Origin of the sequence: Streptomyces humi, assembly GCF_001005085.2 — a bacterium.
Lineage (GTDB): Bacteria > Actinomycetota > Actinomycetes > Streptomycetales > Streptomycetaceae > Streptomyces > Streptomyces humi.
In genome coordinates, this window is the sequence record NZ_LBMU02000099.1 from 134,861 (window position 1) to 150,834 (window position 15,974).

Annotated in this window: 11 protein-coding genes; 8 read left to right on the plus strand and 3 right to left on the minus strand. The window is 73.1% G+C overall.

What is annotated here, in order from left to right; genetic code table 11:
- Positions 1–49: 49 nt before the first annotated feature.
- Entirely contained in the window at positions 50–631 is a 582-nt protein-coding gene (locus AAW13_RS37840; RefSeq protein ID WP_046728828.1) for a TetR/AcrR family transcriptional regulator, read from the plus strand.
- Between the two features lie 156 nt (positions 632–787).
- Complete coding sequence (locus AAW13_RS37845) at positions 788–2,860, plus strand: CASTOR/POLLUX-related putative ion channel (RefSeq protein ID WP_046728827.1); 2,073 nt, start codon at positions 788–790, stop codon at positions 2,858–2,860.
- Between the two features lie 315 nt (positions 2,861–3,175).
- Here AAW13_RS37845 and AAW13_RS37850 read toward each other — a convergent pair whose 3' ends face one another.
- Positions 3,176–3,694, minus strand: a complete 519-nt coding sequence (locus tag AAW13_RS37850) for a P-loop NTPase family protein (RefSeq protein WP_046728826.1) — start codon at positions 3,692–3,694, stop codon at positions 3,176–3,178.
- Between the two features lie 21 nt (positions 3,695–3,715).
- Positions 3,716–6,736 carry a glycosyl hydrolase gene (locus AAW13_RS37855; protein WP_046728825.1) on the minus strand — a complete coding sequence of 1,007 codons (3,021 nt, stop codon included), beginning with the start codon at positions 6,734–6,736 and terminating at the stop codon, positions 3,716–3,718.
- 216 nt (positions 6,737–6,952) lie between these two features.
- Between AAW13_RS37855 and AAW13_RS37860 the strand changes: the two genes are divergently transcribed.
- The 4 genes from AAW13_RS37860 to AAW13_RS37875 all read left to right on the plus strand — a co-directional run bounded on the left by AAW13_RS37860 (position 6,953) and on the right by AAW13_RS37875 (position 12,726).
- On the plus strand, positions 6,953–7,825 hold the full coding sequence (locus AAW13_RS37860; RefSeq protein WP_046728824.1) for an ABC transporter ATP-binding protein: 873 nt from the start codon (positions 6,953–6,955) through the stop codon (positions 7,823–7,825).
- Positions 7,822–8,793 carry an ABC transporter substrate-binding protein gene (locus tag AAW13_RS37865; RefSeq protein ID WP_046728823.1) on the plus strand — a complete coding sequence of 324 codons (972 nt, stop codon included), beginning with the start codon at positions 7,822–7,824 and terminating at the stop codon, positions 8,791–8,793. Before AAW13_RS37860 ends, AAW13_RS37865 begins: the two co-directional genes overlap by 4 nt.
- A gap of 4 nt (positions 8,794–8,797) precedes the next feature.
- A complete protein-coding gene (locus tag AAW13_RS37870) occupies positions 8,798–10,876 on the plus strand; it encodes an iron ABC transporter permease (protein WP_046728822.1) in 2,079 nt (692 codons plus the stop codon).
- A gap of 338 nt (positions 10,877–11,214) precedes the next feature.
- Positions 11,215–12,726 (plus strand): MFS transporter, encoded by a 1,512-nt coding sequence (locus AAW13_RS37875; protein WP_240528855.1) that lies wholly within the window; start codon positions 11,215–11,217, stop codon positions 12,724–12,726.
- Positions 12,727–12,739: 13 nt separating this feature from the next.
- On the opposite strand, the gene AAW13_RS37880 is transcribed toward AAW13_RS37875, so the two are convergent.
- Positions 12,740–14,512: an ABC transporter ATP-binding protein gene (locus AAW13_RS37880; protein ID WP_046728821.1), complete on the minus strand. Its 1,773-nt coding sequence runs from the start codon at positions 14,510–14,512 to the stop codon at positions 12,740–12,742.
- A 196-nt stretch (positions 14,513–14,708) separates the two neighbouring features.
- Here AAW13_RS37880 and AAW13_RS37885 point away from each other — a divergent pair, with 196 nt between their 5' ends.
- Together AAW13_RS37885 and AAW13_RS37890 are read left to right on the plus strand one after the other, a co-directional pair.
- Complete coding sequence (locus AAW13_RS37885; RefSeq protein WP_046728820.1) at positions 14,709–14,966, plus strand: DUF2630 family protein; 258 nt, start codon at positions 14,709–14,711, stop codon at positions 14,964–14,966.
- A 61-nt stretch (positions 14,967–15,027) separates the two neighbouring features.
- Positions 15,028–15,969 carry an amidohydrolase family protein gene (locus AAW13_RS37890; protein WP_046728819.1) on the plus strand — a complete coding sequence of 314 codons (942 nt, stop codon included), beginning with the start codon at positions 15,028–15,030 and terminating at the stop codon, positions 15,967–15,969.
- Positions 15,970–15,974: the final 5 nt, after the last annotated feature.

Sequence of the window (15,974 nt, forward strand, 5' to 3'; positions counted from 1 at the left end):
GTACGTCTGTACACACTCCGAGGGAGGCAACCCATGGCACATTGAGGGCGTGAGCGGTACACGACGAGAGATCCCGAACGATCCCGGACGCAAGGAGCGGATTCTCGATGCGGCCCTGGACGTGATCTCCGAGTGCGGTGTGCACAGCACCACCCACCGGAAGATCGCGGCGCGGGCGGACGTTCCGCTGGGCTCGCTCACCTACTACTTCGACGGCATGGCCGACCTGCTCGCCCAGGCCTTCGCCCGGTTGTCGGACACCATGTCCCGGCTCTACCGGCAGACGCTGCTGTCCGCCGGCTCCACCGCCGAGGCGGAGGCCGCCGTCGTCGAGCTGATCTGCGGTCCGGCCTACGCCACGGAACGCGACATGACCCTCATCTTCGAGATGTACGCCTACGCGAACCACAACGCGGCGGTCTCGGTCACGACCCGCACCTGGCTCGAACGCAGCAGGGACAGTCTCGCCCTGCACTTCACGCCCGGCGTGTCCCGCGCCCTCGACGCGCTGATCGAGGGCTGGCCGATGCACCGCGCCTTCGCCGACGCCCCCCTGGACCGCCGTCTGGTCACCGAGACCGTCCACGCGATCGTCACCGCCGGACCCCGCCTGTCCACGGACCGCGCCTGAACCCGTGACCGGGTCTGGGCCCGTGACCGGGTCTCCGGCGCGTGGGCTGCCCGAAAGGATGAACGTCCCGGTCGGACGGCGTGTCGCGCCCCGTGCGCCTGGCACCCTGCAACGCGCCGGGGCATATGCGAAGAGCACGGAGACCAGGGGGCGGATGTGGCACGAGGGCATGAGCGGACCTCGTTACGGCACCGGGCGCGGTACCTGTTCGACAGGACGCTCGCCCGCAGCACGGGAACCCTGCTCGGCTGGCTCGCCGTGTGCTGCCTGGCGGTCGTCGTGCCCGTCAGCACCCTGCTGGTGTGGACGGACCCGGCCGCGCCGCGCTCCTTCTCCGGCCGGCTCACCCAGGTGTGGCGCACCAGCGCGGAGACGCTGCGGCTCGGCGCGGTGGCGGGCACCCCGGCGCGGATGCTGCTGTCCGTCCTGCTCGGTCTCATCGCCCTGCTGTGCGTGTCGACGGTCGTCGGAGTCGTCACCACCGGCCTAGGCGACCGGCTCACCGAACTCCGGCGCGGCCGCTCGCGGGTCCTGGAGCGCGATCACGACGTGGTGCTCGGCTGGACCGACCAGATCTTCACCGTGGTCGCCGAACTGGTCGAAGGACGCGCCGGAGCCGGCGGATCCGTCGCCGGCCGGTCCGGCGGCGGGCGGTCCGGCGGCGGGCGGTCGGGTGGCGGACGGCATGTCGTCACCGTGCTCGCCGATCGGGACCCCGCGCACATGGAGGCGGCGCTCACGGCCGCCCTGGGCGCCACCGACCGCGTCCGTCTCGTCTGCCGCACCGGTGTGCCCACCGATCCCGACGCGCTGGCCCTGGTCACCCCGGGCGCGGCCAGGGCGGTGGTGGTGCTGCCCGCCGACGAGTCCGACGGCGATCTCACCGTCGTCCGCACCCTGTTGGCGCTGCGCGCCCTGCCCGGCGCCGACGAAGGACCGGGCGCCCCACGCGTGATCGCCGCCGTGCACGACGGCCGGTACCTGCCCGCCGCACGGCTCGCCGCCGGACCGCGCGGCACCGTCCTGGAGACCGACCGGACCTCGGCACGGCTCCTCGTCCAGGCGGCGCGGCGCCCCGGGATGCCGGCTGCGCTGCGCGACCTGCTCGACTTCTCCGGAGCCGAGTTCCACGTGACGGACGTCCCGGAGGCGGTGGGCCTCTCCTTCGAGGAGGTGGCCCTGCGCCTGGAGACGTCCTGTGTCGTCGGGGTCCTGCGCCCGGACGGCCGTCCGCTGCTCACCCCCGCGCCGCACACCGTGCTGGGGCCGGGCGACCGACTGGTCACCGTCGCCCACGACGACCGGACCACCCCCCTCGCGGACCGCTGGGCACGTGTCGACACCGCGGCCCTGGCGCCGCCCGCGCCGCTGCCGGAGCCGCCCGCACGGCTGCTGCTGCTCGGCTGGAACCGCCGGGCTCCGCTGATCGTGGACGCCCTGCGCAGGACCGCGCGGCCCGGCTCGGTCCTCGACGTGGTCACCGACACGGCGCCCGACCCCGCGGGCCACGGCTCGCCCCGGTCGCCCGGCCGTCCCCATGACGCGCGGCTCACCGTCACGCACCACGTCCGCGACCTGGCCGCTCCCGAGGCCCTGAACGACCTCGACCTCGCCGCCTACGACAGTGTCATCGCCCTGAGCGCGGACCGTACGGACCAGGGGGCGGGCTCCGGACGGCCCGACGAGCGGACCCTGCTGGCCCTGCTGACCCTGCGCTCCTGGGAGGAACGGACCGGCCGGGTGCTGCCCGTGGTGGCCGAGCTGCGCGACCACCGGGGCCGCACCGTAGCCCCGCTCGGGCCCGCCTCCCACGCCGTCGTCCGGGGTGAACTCACCGCCCTGCTCATGGCGCAGATCGCGCAGAACCCCGAACTCGCCGCCGTCTTCGAGGAGATCTTCGCCGTCCGTGGCGGGGCACTGGCCCTGAGGCCGGCCGCCCACTACGTCCTGCCCGGCCACGAGGCCGCGTTCGCCACGGTCGCCGCGGCGGCGCTGGAGCGCGGCGAGTGCGCGATCGGCTACCATGCGCACGATCCGCGGGCGGCCCGCCCGCACGACGGCGTCCTGCTCTGCCCCGGCAAGGCGGAACGGCGCGTGTGGCGAACGGAGGACCGGATCCTCGTGCTGACGGCGGGCCCCGGCCACGAAGCCGACCTCCTGCCCGCCCAGAGACCGGGCCAGGTCCCTGGAAGCACTGCCGGTCCACAGCTCCGCAGCGAGGAGCCGTGATGAACAGCCGCCTTGACGGACCGCCTTGAGGGACCGCCGTGAGGGATCGTCATGAGGGGCCGCCGTGAGGGGTCGTCATGAGAGGCCTCCTTGTGGGGCCGTCATGAGCGGGTGATCGGATGCGGTAGTATTGATCACGAGCTGGTCGCCGTGAAGTCCCGGCGCCCGGTGTCGCGTTGGTGGTCCAAGGAAAGACGCCCCGCTTCCTGTGGGGAGATGCAGGTGCAAGGCCTGCCCGGCGCTCCGCGAAAGGGCCCGTCCGCAACCGGACGGGCCCTTTGCGCTGCCGACTTCATCGGCCCGCCACGGCCGTTCTCAGAGCGCCGCCAGCCACTCGGCGGTCTCGGCCGGCCGGCTGAAGCGGTGGGTGTCGAGCGGCGCGAAGCGCGTGTCCCGGGTACGCCGCGCGATCTCCTCGCGACGGCCCGCGTGCTGGGCCCAGGACCACCACACCGGGTGCTCCCGGCTCAGCCATCCGCCCCAGGTCTCCCTGTTGCCGCCGAACAGCACCTCCCGCCGGGCGGAGCGACGCAGGGACCGGCGCACCACCCGGGGCATGACGACGTGCCGGGGATAGTCCAGCCACACCACCGCGTCCGCCCGCGCCCACAGCAGATCGCGGACCTCCGGATAGCCGAGTGAGTCCACGATCCAGCGTGGCCGGGCGCTGAACCGCGACACCTCCTCGGCGAAGGCGCCGTTGACCGCCCAGCCGGGGCCGTCGAAATACAGTGCGTCCAGCTCGTGGAACGGCAGGCCCAGCCGACCGCTCAGGGCCCGCGCGAGCGTCGACTTGCCCGCGCCGGTGACACCCACCACCAGGATCCGTTCCACGAGCGGTCACCCTATCCCGGGTCAGGCCACCGTCCGCTGGACGTAGGGGACCAGCCGGACCGGACCGAGCAGGCCGTACGCCTGGCGTGCCGCCGCCCCGAACACCGCCGGGTTGCTGACCCGCAGCCGGTTGAACAGCGGGGTGGCGACCTCCACTTCGACCGTGTTGGCACCCGGACGGAGCGAACCGCCGAGCTCCACCTCGGGGTTGAGGCGGTCCACGGGGTCGAGCCGGGTACCGTTCACGGTGACCCGGCAGGTGTCGGTGACACTGCCGAGCCGCAGTACGGCACCCGTCGACGCGCTCCAGCTCTCCGGCAGGGTCACGGTCGTCCGGTAGCGGCCGATGCCGCCGACGTCGGCCAGCTCCGGGATCTGCGACCAGGGCAGCAGTGCGTCGAGGGCGAGGGTGTGGCCCACGACGTCGGTGCTGGTGGCGTCGGCGCCGGGCCGCCAGTCGTCGACGGTGAGGGTCCACCGGTCGAGGGTGACGGGCGCGGGCACCTCGGGGATCTTCGTGGCCACCGTGCGGCCGTTCGACAGGGTGGTGGCGTAGGTGCCGGCCGTCGCCGCGCGCACGGCGAGCGAACCGTCCGCGAAGAGCACGCTGTCCGCCTCGGTCGACACCGCGTGCGGACGCGCTCCGGTACGGTCCCCGAACGCGGCGGGCCGTGCCAGGGCGACGACGAGCGTCTCACCGGGCTGGAGTGTCACCCGGAACGTGAACGCGTCGCCGTCCTGGGTGTACCGGGCGAGCCGCGTGATCCGCCCGCTCCAGGGATCCAGCAGGTAGGGGACCGTACCGGCGGCCGAGCGCCCGGTGCCGCGCACGGTGACGTCGTGGTCGACGGCGGCCACCGGAGGCTTGACGGTCTCGGCGTGCTTGCCGTTGCAGAAGTAGTAGAAGTCGGCGTCGTCGGTCGCCCGGTGTGCGTTGAGGAGGGTCGAGGACGCACCGTAGGCGACGTCGGGTGTCACGCCGAGGTCCGCGAAGGCCGCGCCGACCAGGGTCTTGTCGGTGACCTGGCGGACGTTCGGCAACGCCAGCAACCGGGCCGTGAGGGAGCGCAGTTCGGCGGTCTCGCCGTCGTCGGGGAGGCCCGGGGTGAGGGCCTGGTCGAAGGCGCCGAACAGCACGGTGGGCAGCCCGGCCCGGGCGAACGCGAGGAGTTTGCGGGCGTCCGCGACGGCCAGCGTCGGGGTGGAACCGTAGAAGAAGTCGCCTTCGAGGAACAGTGCCTTGTAGGCGGGCCCGTCGGGCGCGAGCCGGCCCCCGGACACCTTGGCCGACGGCAGGTCGAGGAGCGGTCCGCTGAGGAACTGGTGGGTCCAGCCCAGCGGGACACCGGTCGAGGTCAGCCAGGACGCCCCGATGCCGGTCGCGGTGTAGCCGGTCTGCCGGAAGACGGCGACGTCGGCGCGGACGGTGCCGGACTGGAGGACCTGGTGCACCCGGCCGAGGTACCCGGCGATGTCCGGGACGTGCCGCCAGGTGGGCTGCCGCGGTCCCCACGACTCGCCGTACCCGACCGCCCCGTTGTAGGGGCTGAACGCGGCGAAACCGGGCCAGGCGACGCCCGGCGCGGTCGCGTAGGAGAAGCCGTGGAGCACGGTCTGGTTGACGCCCGCCGCGTACGCGCCGCCCATGGTGCGCAGGAACTTGTCCCAGGTCGTGTTGTAGGCGCCGCCCGCGTAGGCGCCCGCCTCGCAGGACAGGACGCGGTGTCCCGCCATGTCCCGCCCGCCGGCCAGGCAGCGGTAGTCGTCCAGGTTCTTGAAGCCGAGCGACTCCCCCTCGGGGACGTCGAGGACGGCCGCCGACGCGATGGCGTCGGTCTGGAGGCCGTACGGCTGTGAGCGGAGCTTCATGCCGTGCCCGTGCGCCCAGTCCCGCAGCGCCCCGAGGTGGTGCTCGTTGAACAGGTTCGACACGGTCTCCCAGAAGTCGTGCCGGATCTCCTGGGTCAGCCGTGCCTCGAAGGCGAAGATCTGGTTGCCGTTGTCGAGGACGACGGCCGGCAGGTACGGCAGCAGGTCGCGCCCGGTGTGCGCGCGGAACGCGTCCGGCAGCGCGGGCGTCCACTGAAGCCCCTTCGTCTCCAGTTCGACGGAGTCCTCGAAGAAGGTGCCGCCCGCCGCCCGGAGCAGGCCGCGCAGGGTGGTGTCGAGGATCTCGCGGTCCCAGTAGCGGGTGACGGCAGCGGTCCCCGCCGCGCTGAAGTGGTCCACGACGTACGCGGCGGGGGAGGAGTGCGGTCCCGCCTCGGGCTGCTGGCCCGAACCCCGCTGCCAGTAGGAGAGGATCACCCAGGTCGCCGTGTCCGGCGGGGTCCACGCCAGCTTCCCCTCGGACACCTGGGCGGTCAGATCGGTGACGCTGTCGGCGTCGAGGCCGGTCGCCTTGCCGCTGGAGTAGGCGGTGTTGACGCGGGCGGCCTGTACCGCGAACAGCTTCTGGACCGTCACCGAGGAGGGGGCGGCGTAGACCGGGGCGGGCACCGGACCGTCGTAGCCGGTCCCGGCCGTCAACGTGACCTTGCCGTAGGCGAGTTCCTTGACCGCCGCGTCGTCGTCCGGGGTGACGCCCGGGACGGCGACCGGCCAGCTCGGGCCGAGGGTGAGGTCGACGGTGAGTCCGCGCCGGGCCGCCTGGCGCAGCGCGGCCTTCACGCCGTCGCGCCAGGCGGCGCTGCCCCAGCCGTGGTGGGCGGTGTCGAGCACGGAGGTGTCGGTGATGCTGTGGTGCACGGCGGCGATCTCGGCGCCGCCGAAGCCGGCGTCGGCCATCTGGTCGATCTCCCGGGCGATCTCGGCCGGGTCCACCAGTCCGTCCGGCCACCACCAGCGGAACCTCGGCCGGACGGCTCTCGCCGGTCCGGTGAACCAGTCCGCGGCGGGTGCGGCTCCGGCGGCGACGGCACCGCCGGGTGCGGCGACGGCGCCCGCCGCCGGTCCGAGAGCGGCGAGCGCACCGGCCGACAGCCCGGCCGCGAGCACTGACCGACGGGTCACGCCGCCGCGCCGAGAGGAGGATTCGAGCATGGTTCAACCCCACGTGGTCCCAAGGGTGGTCACGGACGAGCCATCGGTTGAATCGTTTCAATCACCGTAGGCGCGGGAACCGTAATCCGGGCTCTGAGGTGAGGTCAATAGTCACGACAACGATTCAATCGGGCGACATGGCTCGCGAGTTGCCGCCGCGCTCTCCAGGGTGCCCTCACGGTGATCGTCTTTATAAGGTTAGGCTAACCTTAGTTCGTGAGTTCTGGAGAAGAGACGACCGAGCCCTCCCCTGCCCGCGGTCAGGGGCTGACCGCCCGGAACCTGACCGTGGCGTACGACGGGACGGACGTCGTGCACGATGCCGCGCTCAGCCTCCGGCCCGGTGAGGTGACCGTGCTCGTCGGCCCCAACGGCAGCGGCAAGTCCACGCTCCTGCGTGGCCTGGCCCGACTCCGGCGGGCCCGCCTGGGCACGCTCGAACTCGCCGCCGGTGACGGCGTGAGCGTCGACGGACTCGCCCTGACGGCCCGTGAGTTCTCGCGCCGGGTCGCCCTGCTGACCCAGGGGCGCGCCGCGCCCGGCGGCCTGACCGCACGGGACGTCGTGGAGTTCGGCCGCTACCCGTACCGGGGCCGCTGGGGCCGCCCCGACCCGGGCGGCCCCGCCGCCGTGCGCCGGGCACTCGCGCTGACCGACACGGAAGTCCTCGCCGACCGGCCCGTCGACCAGCTCTCCGGCGGCCAGCTCCAGCGGGTCTGGCTGGCGGGCTGCCTCGCCCAGGACACCGGAGTCCTGCTCCTCGACGAGCCCACGACCTACCTGGACCTCCGCTACCAGGTCGAACTCCTCGACCTGGTACGGGATCTGGCCGACGACCACGGCATCGCGGTCGGCGTCGTCCTGCACGACCTGGACCAGGCGGCCGCGGTCGCCGACCGGATCGCGCTGCTGCGCGCCGGCCGGATCGTCGCCGACGGGCGGCCCGAGGACGTCCTGACCGCCGCACGCCTCACCGAGACGTACGGCATCCGCATCGAGACCGACACCGACCCGCTGACCGGCCGGCCGCGCACCCGCGCGATCGGCCGCCACCACACCCGCACCGAAAGGCTCGGCACCACTTCATGAGACGCCCCCTGATCGCCCTCGCCGCCGTGTCCGCAGCTGTCGCCCTGGCGGGCTGCGGTACCACGCAACCGGCCGCGAGCAGCACCGGAGCGAGCACCAGGGCCATCACCCTGACCGACGCGAGCGGTACGAAGGTGACGCTGGACGGGCCCGCCAAGAGGGTCGTCGGCACCGAGTGGAACGTGGTGGAGAGCCTCGTCACGCTCGGCGTCGACCCCGTCGGCGTCGCCGACGTCAAGGGCTACAAGAGCTGGGACACCGCCGCTCCGCTGACCGGCACCCCCAAGGACATCGGCACCCGCGGCGAACCCAGCACGGACACCGTCGCCGCCCTCTCGCCGGACCTCGTCGTCGCCACCACCGACCTGTCCGCCGCCGCCGTCAAGCAGCTGCGCAAGATCGCCCCGGTGCTCCAGGTGCGCTCCGCCAGGTCCGCCGACCAGATCGGGCAGATGAAGGAGAACCTCGACCTCATCGCCGAGGCCACCGGCACCACCGCCAAGGCCGCGGCGGCCGAGGAGACCTTCGACGCCAAGGTCACCGACGGGAAGAAGGCGCTGGCCGCCGCGGGCCTCGCCGGGCGGCGGATCGCGTTCGCGGACGGCTGGGTCACCGGCAACCAGGTCTCCGTCCGCCCCTACACCGGAGGTTCGCTCATCGGCGCCGTCAACGAGGCCATGGGCCTGAAGAACGCCTGGACCCTCAAGGGCGACGCGAGCTACGGCCTCGGCGCCACCGACGTCGAGGGCCTCACCGGCCTCGGAGACGTCGAGTTCGCCTACATCGGCAACGGCGAGGAGGCCGACGACCCCTTCGCCGACGACCTCCAGGACAACGCCGTGTGGAGGTCCCTGCCGTTCGTGAAGAAGGGCGACGTGCACCGACTGCCCGACGGCATCTGGATGTTCGGCGGCCCCAGGTCCATGCAGGCGTACGTCGACGCCGTCGTCGCCGCGCTGACCAAGTAGCGCCATGACCCTCACCGCATCACCGGCCGCCACCTCCGAGGCCGCGTCCGCCCCCGGCGGCAGGGCGGCCGCGGCGGCCGTGACGGCCGTCCTCGTCCTCCTCGTGGCCGCCCTCGCCGTCGCCGACATCACCCAGGGCACGGCGGCCGTCGGCCCCGCGGAGGTCTGGAAGGCCCTCACCGCACACGCCGACCCCGCCGACGCCTCCGTGGTCATCGCCTCCCGGCTGCCCCGCATGACCGCGGGCCTGCTGGTCGGCGCCGCGCTCGGCACGGCGGGCGCCGCCCTGCAAACGGTCAGCCGCAACCCGCTCGCCGCCCCGGACACCCTCGCCGTGAACGCCGGCTCGTACCTGGCGCTCGGCCTGCTGGCCGCCACCGGCATCTCGGTGCCGCTGCTCGCGTCCTCCGGCGCCGCGTTCGCCGGTGCGCTCGGCGCGGCCGCCGTGGTCCTCGCCCTGTCCGGCCCCGGCACCGGCACCGTACGACTGGTACTGGCCGGCAGCGCCCTGACCCTCGGCCTGTCCGCCGTCACCGAGGGACTGCTCCTGTTGTTCCCCGAGCGCACCCAGGGCCTCTACGCCTGGAGCCAGGGCAGCATCGCCCAGAACGGCTTCGGCGGTGTGGTCCAGCTGGCCCCCGTGGTCCTCGCGGGCCTCGTGGGACTGCTGTCGGCGGCACGCCGGACGGACGCCCTCGCGCTCGGTGACGAAGCCGCCCGCAGCATCGGCGTCCCGGTGCGCGCCACCCGTACGACCGCCGTGATGTGCGCCGCGCTCCTCTCGGCGGCGGCCGTCACCCTGGCGGGCCCCCTCGGCTTCGTCGGCCTGTGCGCCCCCGCGCTGGTACGGCCCCTCGCGCGCCGCGTCCGGCCGTTCACCCGGGTCCGGGCGGGCCTGCCGGTGGCGGCGCTGGCCGGTGCCGCTCTGGTGCTCGGCTCGGACGTCCTGCTGCGCGCCCTGGTCTCCGCCGAGGACGCCGTCGCCGTGCCCACCGGAGTCGTCACCAGCCTCCTCGGCGCGCTGTTCCTGGTCGTCACGGCCGTGCGGCTGCGCGACCCCGGGGCCGACGGCACCGCCGAACGGATGCGCGTCCCGAGCCGGACCGTCTTCCTGGCCACCACCGGGGCCCTGTGCGCCCTGCTGGCGGCCGTGGTGGTCGCCGGAGTGCTGCTGGGCGACACCGTGCTGCTGCTGGGCGACGTGGCCAACTGGGTCCAGGGGCGGGCCGCGCGGTCCGTGTCCTTCGTGCTGGACACCCGGGTCCCGCGGGTCCTCGCCGCCGTGCTCGCGGGCGCGGCCCTCGCGCTGGCCGGCACCCTCGTGCAGGCCGTCACCCGCAACCCGCTCGCCGAGCCCGGCACCCTCGGGGTCTCCGGCGGTGCCGCACTGGGCGCGGTGCTGTGCGTCACCACCGTGCCCGCCGCGGGCTCCTGGGGTGTGGCGGGCGCCGCCTTCGCGGGCGCGGCCGGCGCCGCGGTCGTGGTGTTCGGCCTGGCCGCGCGGGGCGGCTTCGCGGGGCACCGGCTGGTGCTCGTCGGCGTGGGCGTCTCCACGGCCACGTCGGCGCTGGTCAGCCTGCTGATCGTGGTCACCGACCCGTTCAACGCCACGAAGGCGCTCACCTGGCTGTCCGGCTCCACCTACGGCCGCACCCTGCCCGACAGCCTGCCCGTCGCGGCCGCGCTGCTGATCGGCCTCGTGGTCGCCACGGCCCGGCGGACCGAACTGGACCTCGTCTCCCTGGACGAGGACACCCCGCGGCTGCTCGGCCTGCGCCCGGCCCCGGCCCGGCTGCTGTTCCTGGCCGTCGGTGTGCTGCTGAGCGCCACCGCCGTGGCCGCGGCGGGCACCATCGGCTTCGTCGGCCTGATCGCGCCGCACGCGGCCCGCGCGCTCGCCGGCCGCCGGCACGTCCGGGTGCTGCCCGTGGCGGTGCTGCTGGGCGGGGCACTGGTCGGCACCGCCGACCTCGTGGGCCGCACCGCGATCGCCCCCGCCCAGCTGGGCGCCGGCCTGACGACGGCGGTCATCGGCACCCCGTACTTCCTGTACCTCCTGGTCCGCGCCCGCGGGTCCGGCTGAGCCGCTCCTTCGGATCATCCGGCCAGGCCGCTCGCTCGGATCCTGCGGCCAAGCCGCTCGTTCGGATCATCCGAGCGTCGGTCCGGACGTGCCGTCGACCGGCGCCAGGGCCCAGCGGCCGCCGACGTTTCGGCCTCCTTCGAACAGCCGGCGCCCCCGGCCGGCGGCTGCCCCCTGCTAGCCCGCTCGTCTCACATGGTGGTATCCGATTTCCGGAAACCAAGACGGCTTGAGATCGTTTACATGGCCCGTACATGTATCGCCGTCCTGTCGCGAGGGGGACGCGCGCCGCGTGCGGGTCCGACGACCGATCTGCACCTCGCGCGAAAGACCCAGCGATGCCCGCACCAGCCACCGGCCCCACCTCCCAGGCACCCGTCAATCCGCGGTCCCGGGTCCTGATGGCCAGCCTCATCGGCACCACCATCGAGTTCTACGACTTCTACATCTACGCGACCGCCGCGGTCCTGGTCTTCCCCTCCCTCTTCTTCCCGGCGGGCGACCCGACCACCGCCCTGCTGTCGTCGTTCGCGGTCTTCGGCGCCGCGATGGTGGCCCGTCCGATCGGGGCCGTCTTCTTCGGTCACCTCGGAGACCGGCTCGGCCGAAAGAAGACGCTGGTGGCCTCGCTGCTGACGATGGGCGTCGCCACCTTCCTCATCGGTGTGCTGCCGACCTACGCGCAGGCCGGCTGGACCGCCACCGCGCTGCTCGTCCTCGCCCGGCTCGCCCAGGGCTTCGCGCTCGGCGGCGAGTGGAGCGGCGCGGCGCTGGTCGCCACCGAGAACGCCCCCGCCGGCAAGCGCGCCCTGTACGGCACCTTCCCGCAACTCGGAGCCCCGCTCGGCTTCATCGTCGGCAACGGCCTGTTCCTCGTGATGGGCGCGCTGCTGCCGTCCACGGCCGGCTCCGACCCCACCCAGCCCTCCGAGGCCTTCACCGACTGGGGCTGGCGCGTCCCGTTCCTGTTCTCCGCCGTGATGGTCGCGATCGGCCTGTGGGTGCGCTCCCGGCTCGTGGAGTCGACCGTGTTCGCCAGGACGCGTGAGGCCGGGAAGGTGCGGAAACTGCCGCTGGCGACGGTGGTCCGGGGCCACTGGAAGCAGTTGGTCCTCGGCACCTTCATCATGCTGGCGACCTACGTGCTGTTCTACCTGATGACCACGTTCTCGCTGAGCTACGGCCGCACCGCCGAGGACGCGGCCGTGCCCGGACTGGGCTACGGCTACACGACGTTCGTCCTGATGATGATCTTCGGTGTGCTGTTCTTCGCCGTGTTCACCCTCGTCTCGGGCCCGCTCGCGGACCGGTTCGGCCGGCGTACCACCCTGATCTGGATCACGGCCGCGATCGTGGTGTTCGGGCTGGTCTGGGTGCCGCTGATCGGCCTGGGCACGCCCGGCGTGGTGCTGTGGCTGGTGCTCGGCTTCACCCTGATGGGCATGACCTTCGGGCCGATGGGCGCGCTGCTGCCCGAACTCTTCCCGACGAGCGTGCGCTACACGGGGTCCGGCGTCTCGTACAACGTCAGCTCGATCCTCGGTGCCGCCGTCGCCCCGTTCATCGCGGTCGCCCTCTGGAAGGCCGGCGACGGCTCGCCCTGGCTGGTCGGCGTCTACCTCTCCGCGATGGCCGTCCTGACCCTGGTCGCGCTGCTCCTCTCCAAGGAGACCAAGAACGTCTCCCTGGACGACGACCAGGCACCCGCCGACGACCACGCACCCGCCGATGACCAGGCACCCGCCGCCGGCCCGGCACCCGCCGCCGGCCCGGCACCCGCCGCCGGTCCGGCACCCGCCGCCGGTCCGGCACCCGCCGCCGGCCCGTCGCACGCCACGGCCCGGCGCTGACCTCCCGTCACCGTCAGGCCACCTGGCCGCCGTGCAGCGCCGTGTAGGCACCACCCCGGCGCAGCAGTTCCTCGTGCGTGCCGATCTCGCGGATCCGGCCCTCGTCCATCACCACGATGCGGTCCGCACCCCGCACGGTGGACAGCCGGTGGGCCACCACGAACGTCGTACGGCCGTGCAGCAGGCGGGCCAGCGCCTGCTGCACGAGCGCCTCGGAGCGGGTGTCCAGCGCCGAGGTGGCCTCGTCCAGCACCAGCACGCGCGGGTCCCGGATCAACGCCCGTGCGATGGCGAGGCGTTGCCGCTGACCGCCGGAGAGCCGGGCACCGCGCTCGCCGACCACGGTGTCCAGGCCGTGCGGCAACTGGTCCACGAACTCCAGGGCGTTGGCGTCCCGCAGTGCCGTCCGCACCGCCTCCTCGTCGGCCTCGTCCTCCATGCCGTAGGCGACGTTCTCCCGGACCGTGCCGTCGAAGAGGATCGACTCCTGCGGCACGACCGACACGAACCGCCGATAGGTGCGCAGGTCGAGACCGCTCATGTCGGTGCCGTCCAGGAGCAGCCGGCCCGAGGTGGGCCGGATGAAGCCGATCACGAGGTTGAGCACGGTGGACTTGCCGGCCCCCGAGGCACCCACCAGGGCGACCGTCTCGCCGGGGACCACGTCGAGGCTGAACTCCGCCACGGCCGGGCGTCCGCCGTCCTCGTAGCCGAAGCCGACCCGCTCGAAGGTGACCGCGCCACGGACGGCGGTGACCTGCTCCCGGCCCTCGTTGTCCTCCAGTTCGGGCGCCTGGAGCACCTCGCCCACCGAACGCACCGACTCCAGGCCCTTGGTGATGACGGGCGCCAGACTCGTCAGCGTCGTCGTGGAGTTGGTGAGCGTGGTCAGGAAGGCGCTGAGCATGACGACGTCGCCGGCCGTGACACCCCACACGCCGTAGTACGACACCAGCGCGGCGGCGGCCAGCACCGCGACGCCGATCACGTTCAGGACCACCCAGGCCAGCGAGCCGAAGCGGCCGTTGACCAGGTCCAGGCGCATCCCCGAGGTGAGCAGCCGGCTCAGGGTGCCGTCCATCCGGCGCAGCGCCTTGCCCTCCAGGCCGTGGGCGCGGGTGACCGGGATGAGCCGCGTCATCTCCGTCACCCGTGAGGACAGCGTCTCCACCTCGTGCCGGAAGTGTTCGTTGTGGGTCCGCAGCCGGGCCCGCAGCCGGGCCACGAGCAGGGTCGCCGCGGGCACCACGACGAGGAAGACCGGCAGGAACTCCGGTGTGCGGACACCGATGATGACCAGACCGCCGGCCAGCACGGTCAGTGCGCCCAGCCCCTGCTCGGCGGTCTGCTGGACCATCTGCTCGACGGTCTCGACGTCCCGGACGACCTTGGCCTGGAGCACGCCCGCGCTGACCCGGGAGTGGTAGCCGATGGACAGCTGCTGCATCCGCGTGCACAGCGCCGAGCGCAGCGTGGTGCCCATCCGGCGGACGCTGCCGTAGAGGAGCCGTACGTACAGCACGTGCAGTGGGTAGTTGACCAGCAGGATCGCCATGATGACGGCTACGGACGTCCACAGCCGGGAGACCGGCCCGTGCTGGACGACCGTGTCCACGACGGAGGCGGTGATCAGCGGCAGCAGCCAGATGGGACTGTGTTTGACGGTGAACACGCCGACCGCGGCCACCAGCTTGCGGCGGTCCGCGCGCAGCAGGTAGGCGAGGGTCCGGACGGGGTGTTCGCCCCGGTAGCGGTGGTCGAGCGGCCGTTCCGACGTCGACGCCATCGGTGGTGATCCTCCTGTGTTCCTGACTGCCCTGACGTGCCCTGCCCCTGCCCTGACCTGTAGCAACCGCTTTCTATCGGTCCGCGGGCCACCGTACACCGTGCCGAGGCCGTCGGCCGATGCGTTTGTGGCCCGGGTGAGAGAAGGTGGGGAGGGGAGACGGGGGATGCCTCGTGTTGTTCGGAGAGGGGCAGCCATGTCAGGTTCAGAGGCCGAGCGGAAGATCCTCGGCCACATCACGGAAATGATCAGCCAGGAGAAGGACCTGCGCGAACGGCTGGCGCGACAGGAGATCGACGAGCCGACCGAGCGCGCCCGCCTGGCCGGCCTGGAGACCGAACTGGACCGGTGCTGGGATCTGCTGCGGCAGCGCCGGGCCAGGATCGAGGCGGGGCAGGACCCGGGCGGGGCGAACGTCCGTCCGGCGTCCGAGGTGGAGGGCTACCTGTCCTGAAAACCGCGCCCGGCCGACAGGGGCTGGACCGGGGGCGCCCCCGGCGTCGATCGTGGGTGTCATGAACGATCACCGATCGGCACCGGCCGGCGCTGCCCGGCACACACCCGTGAGCGACGCCGCCTCGGCGGAGGAGTCGGCCGAGGTCCGCCGCTTCCGGGAACGGCTCGGTCTCCCGGGACTGGTCGACGTCCACACGCACTTCATGCCCGAGCGGGTCCTGCACAAGGTCTGGAACTACTTCGACACCAACGGGCCACTGATCGGCGGTCTCCGGTGGCCGATCACCTACCGCAGGGCGGAGGCGGAACGGGCGGCCATCCTCCGGGAGTTCGGCGTCCGTGCCTTCACCTCGATGCTCTACCCGCACAAGCCCGGCATGGCCGCCTGGCTGAACACGTGGGCGGCCGACTTCGCCCGCCGCACCCCGGACTGCCTGCACACGGCGACGCTGTTCCCCGAGCCCGGCGTCGAGACCTACGTCCGCGAGGCCGTCGAGGCGGGCGCCCGGGTGTTCAAGGCGCACGTCCAGGTGGGGGCGTACGACCCGGCCGACGAACTCCTCGACAAGACGTGGGGGTTGCTGGCCGACACCGGAACTCCCGTGGTCGTCCACTGCGGCTCGGGACCCGCTCCGGGCAGGCACACCGGACCCGGGCCGATCGCCCGGGTGCTGGCCCGGCACCCGCGGCTCCGGCTGATCGTCGCCCACCTCGGGATGCCCGAGTGCGAGGAGTTCCTCGGCCTCGCCGAGCGGTACGAGCAGGTGCGGCTGGACACGACGATGGCGTTCACCGACTTCACCGAGGGGTTCATGCCGTTCCCGCGCCGGGCCCTGCCGAGGATCTCCGCGCTGGGCGACCGCGTCCTGCTCGGCACCGACTTCCCCAACATCCCCTATCCGTACGTGCACCAGCTGCACGCCCTGGAACGCCTCGGCCTGGGGCCGGAGTGGCTGCGCGCGGTGTGCCACGACAACGCGGCCCGGCTGTTCGGCATATGAGCGGG

What these genes read in the sequence shown, in the direction of transcription:
- AAW13_RS37855 (WP_046728825.1), bottom strand. Translation starts at nt 6,736, where the DNA reads ATGCTCGAATCCTCCTCTCGGCGCGGCGGCGTGACCCGTCGGTCAGTG.
- AAW13_RS37865 (WP_046728823.1), top strand. Translation starts at nt 7,822, where the DNA reads ATGAGACGCCCCCTGATCGCCCTCGCCGCCGTGTCCGCAGCTGTCGCC.
- AAW13_RS37870 (WP_046728822.1), top strand. Translation starts at nt 8,798, where the DNA reads ATGACCCTCACCGCATCACCGGCCGCCACCTCCGAGGCCGCGTCCGCC.
- AAW13_RS37875 (WP_240528855.1), top strand. Translation starts at nt 11,215, where the DNA reads ATGCCCGCACCAGCCACCGGCCCCACCTCCCAGGCACCCGTCAATCCG.
- AAW13_RS37880 (WP_046728821.1), bottom strand. Translation starts at nt 14,512, where the DNA reads ATGGCGTCGACGTCGGAACGGCCGCTCGACCACCGCTACCGGGGCGAA.
- AAW13_RS37885 (WP_046728820.1), top strand. Translation starts at nt 14,709, where the DNA reads ATGTCAGGTTCAGAGGCCGAGCGGAAGATCCTCGGCCACATCACGGAA.
- AAW13_RS37890 (WP_046728819.1), top strand. Translation starts at nt 15,028, where the DNA reads ATGAACGATCACCGATCGGCACCGGCCGGCGCTGCCCGGCACACACCC.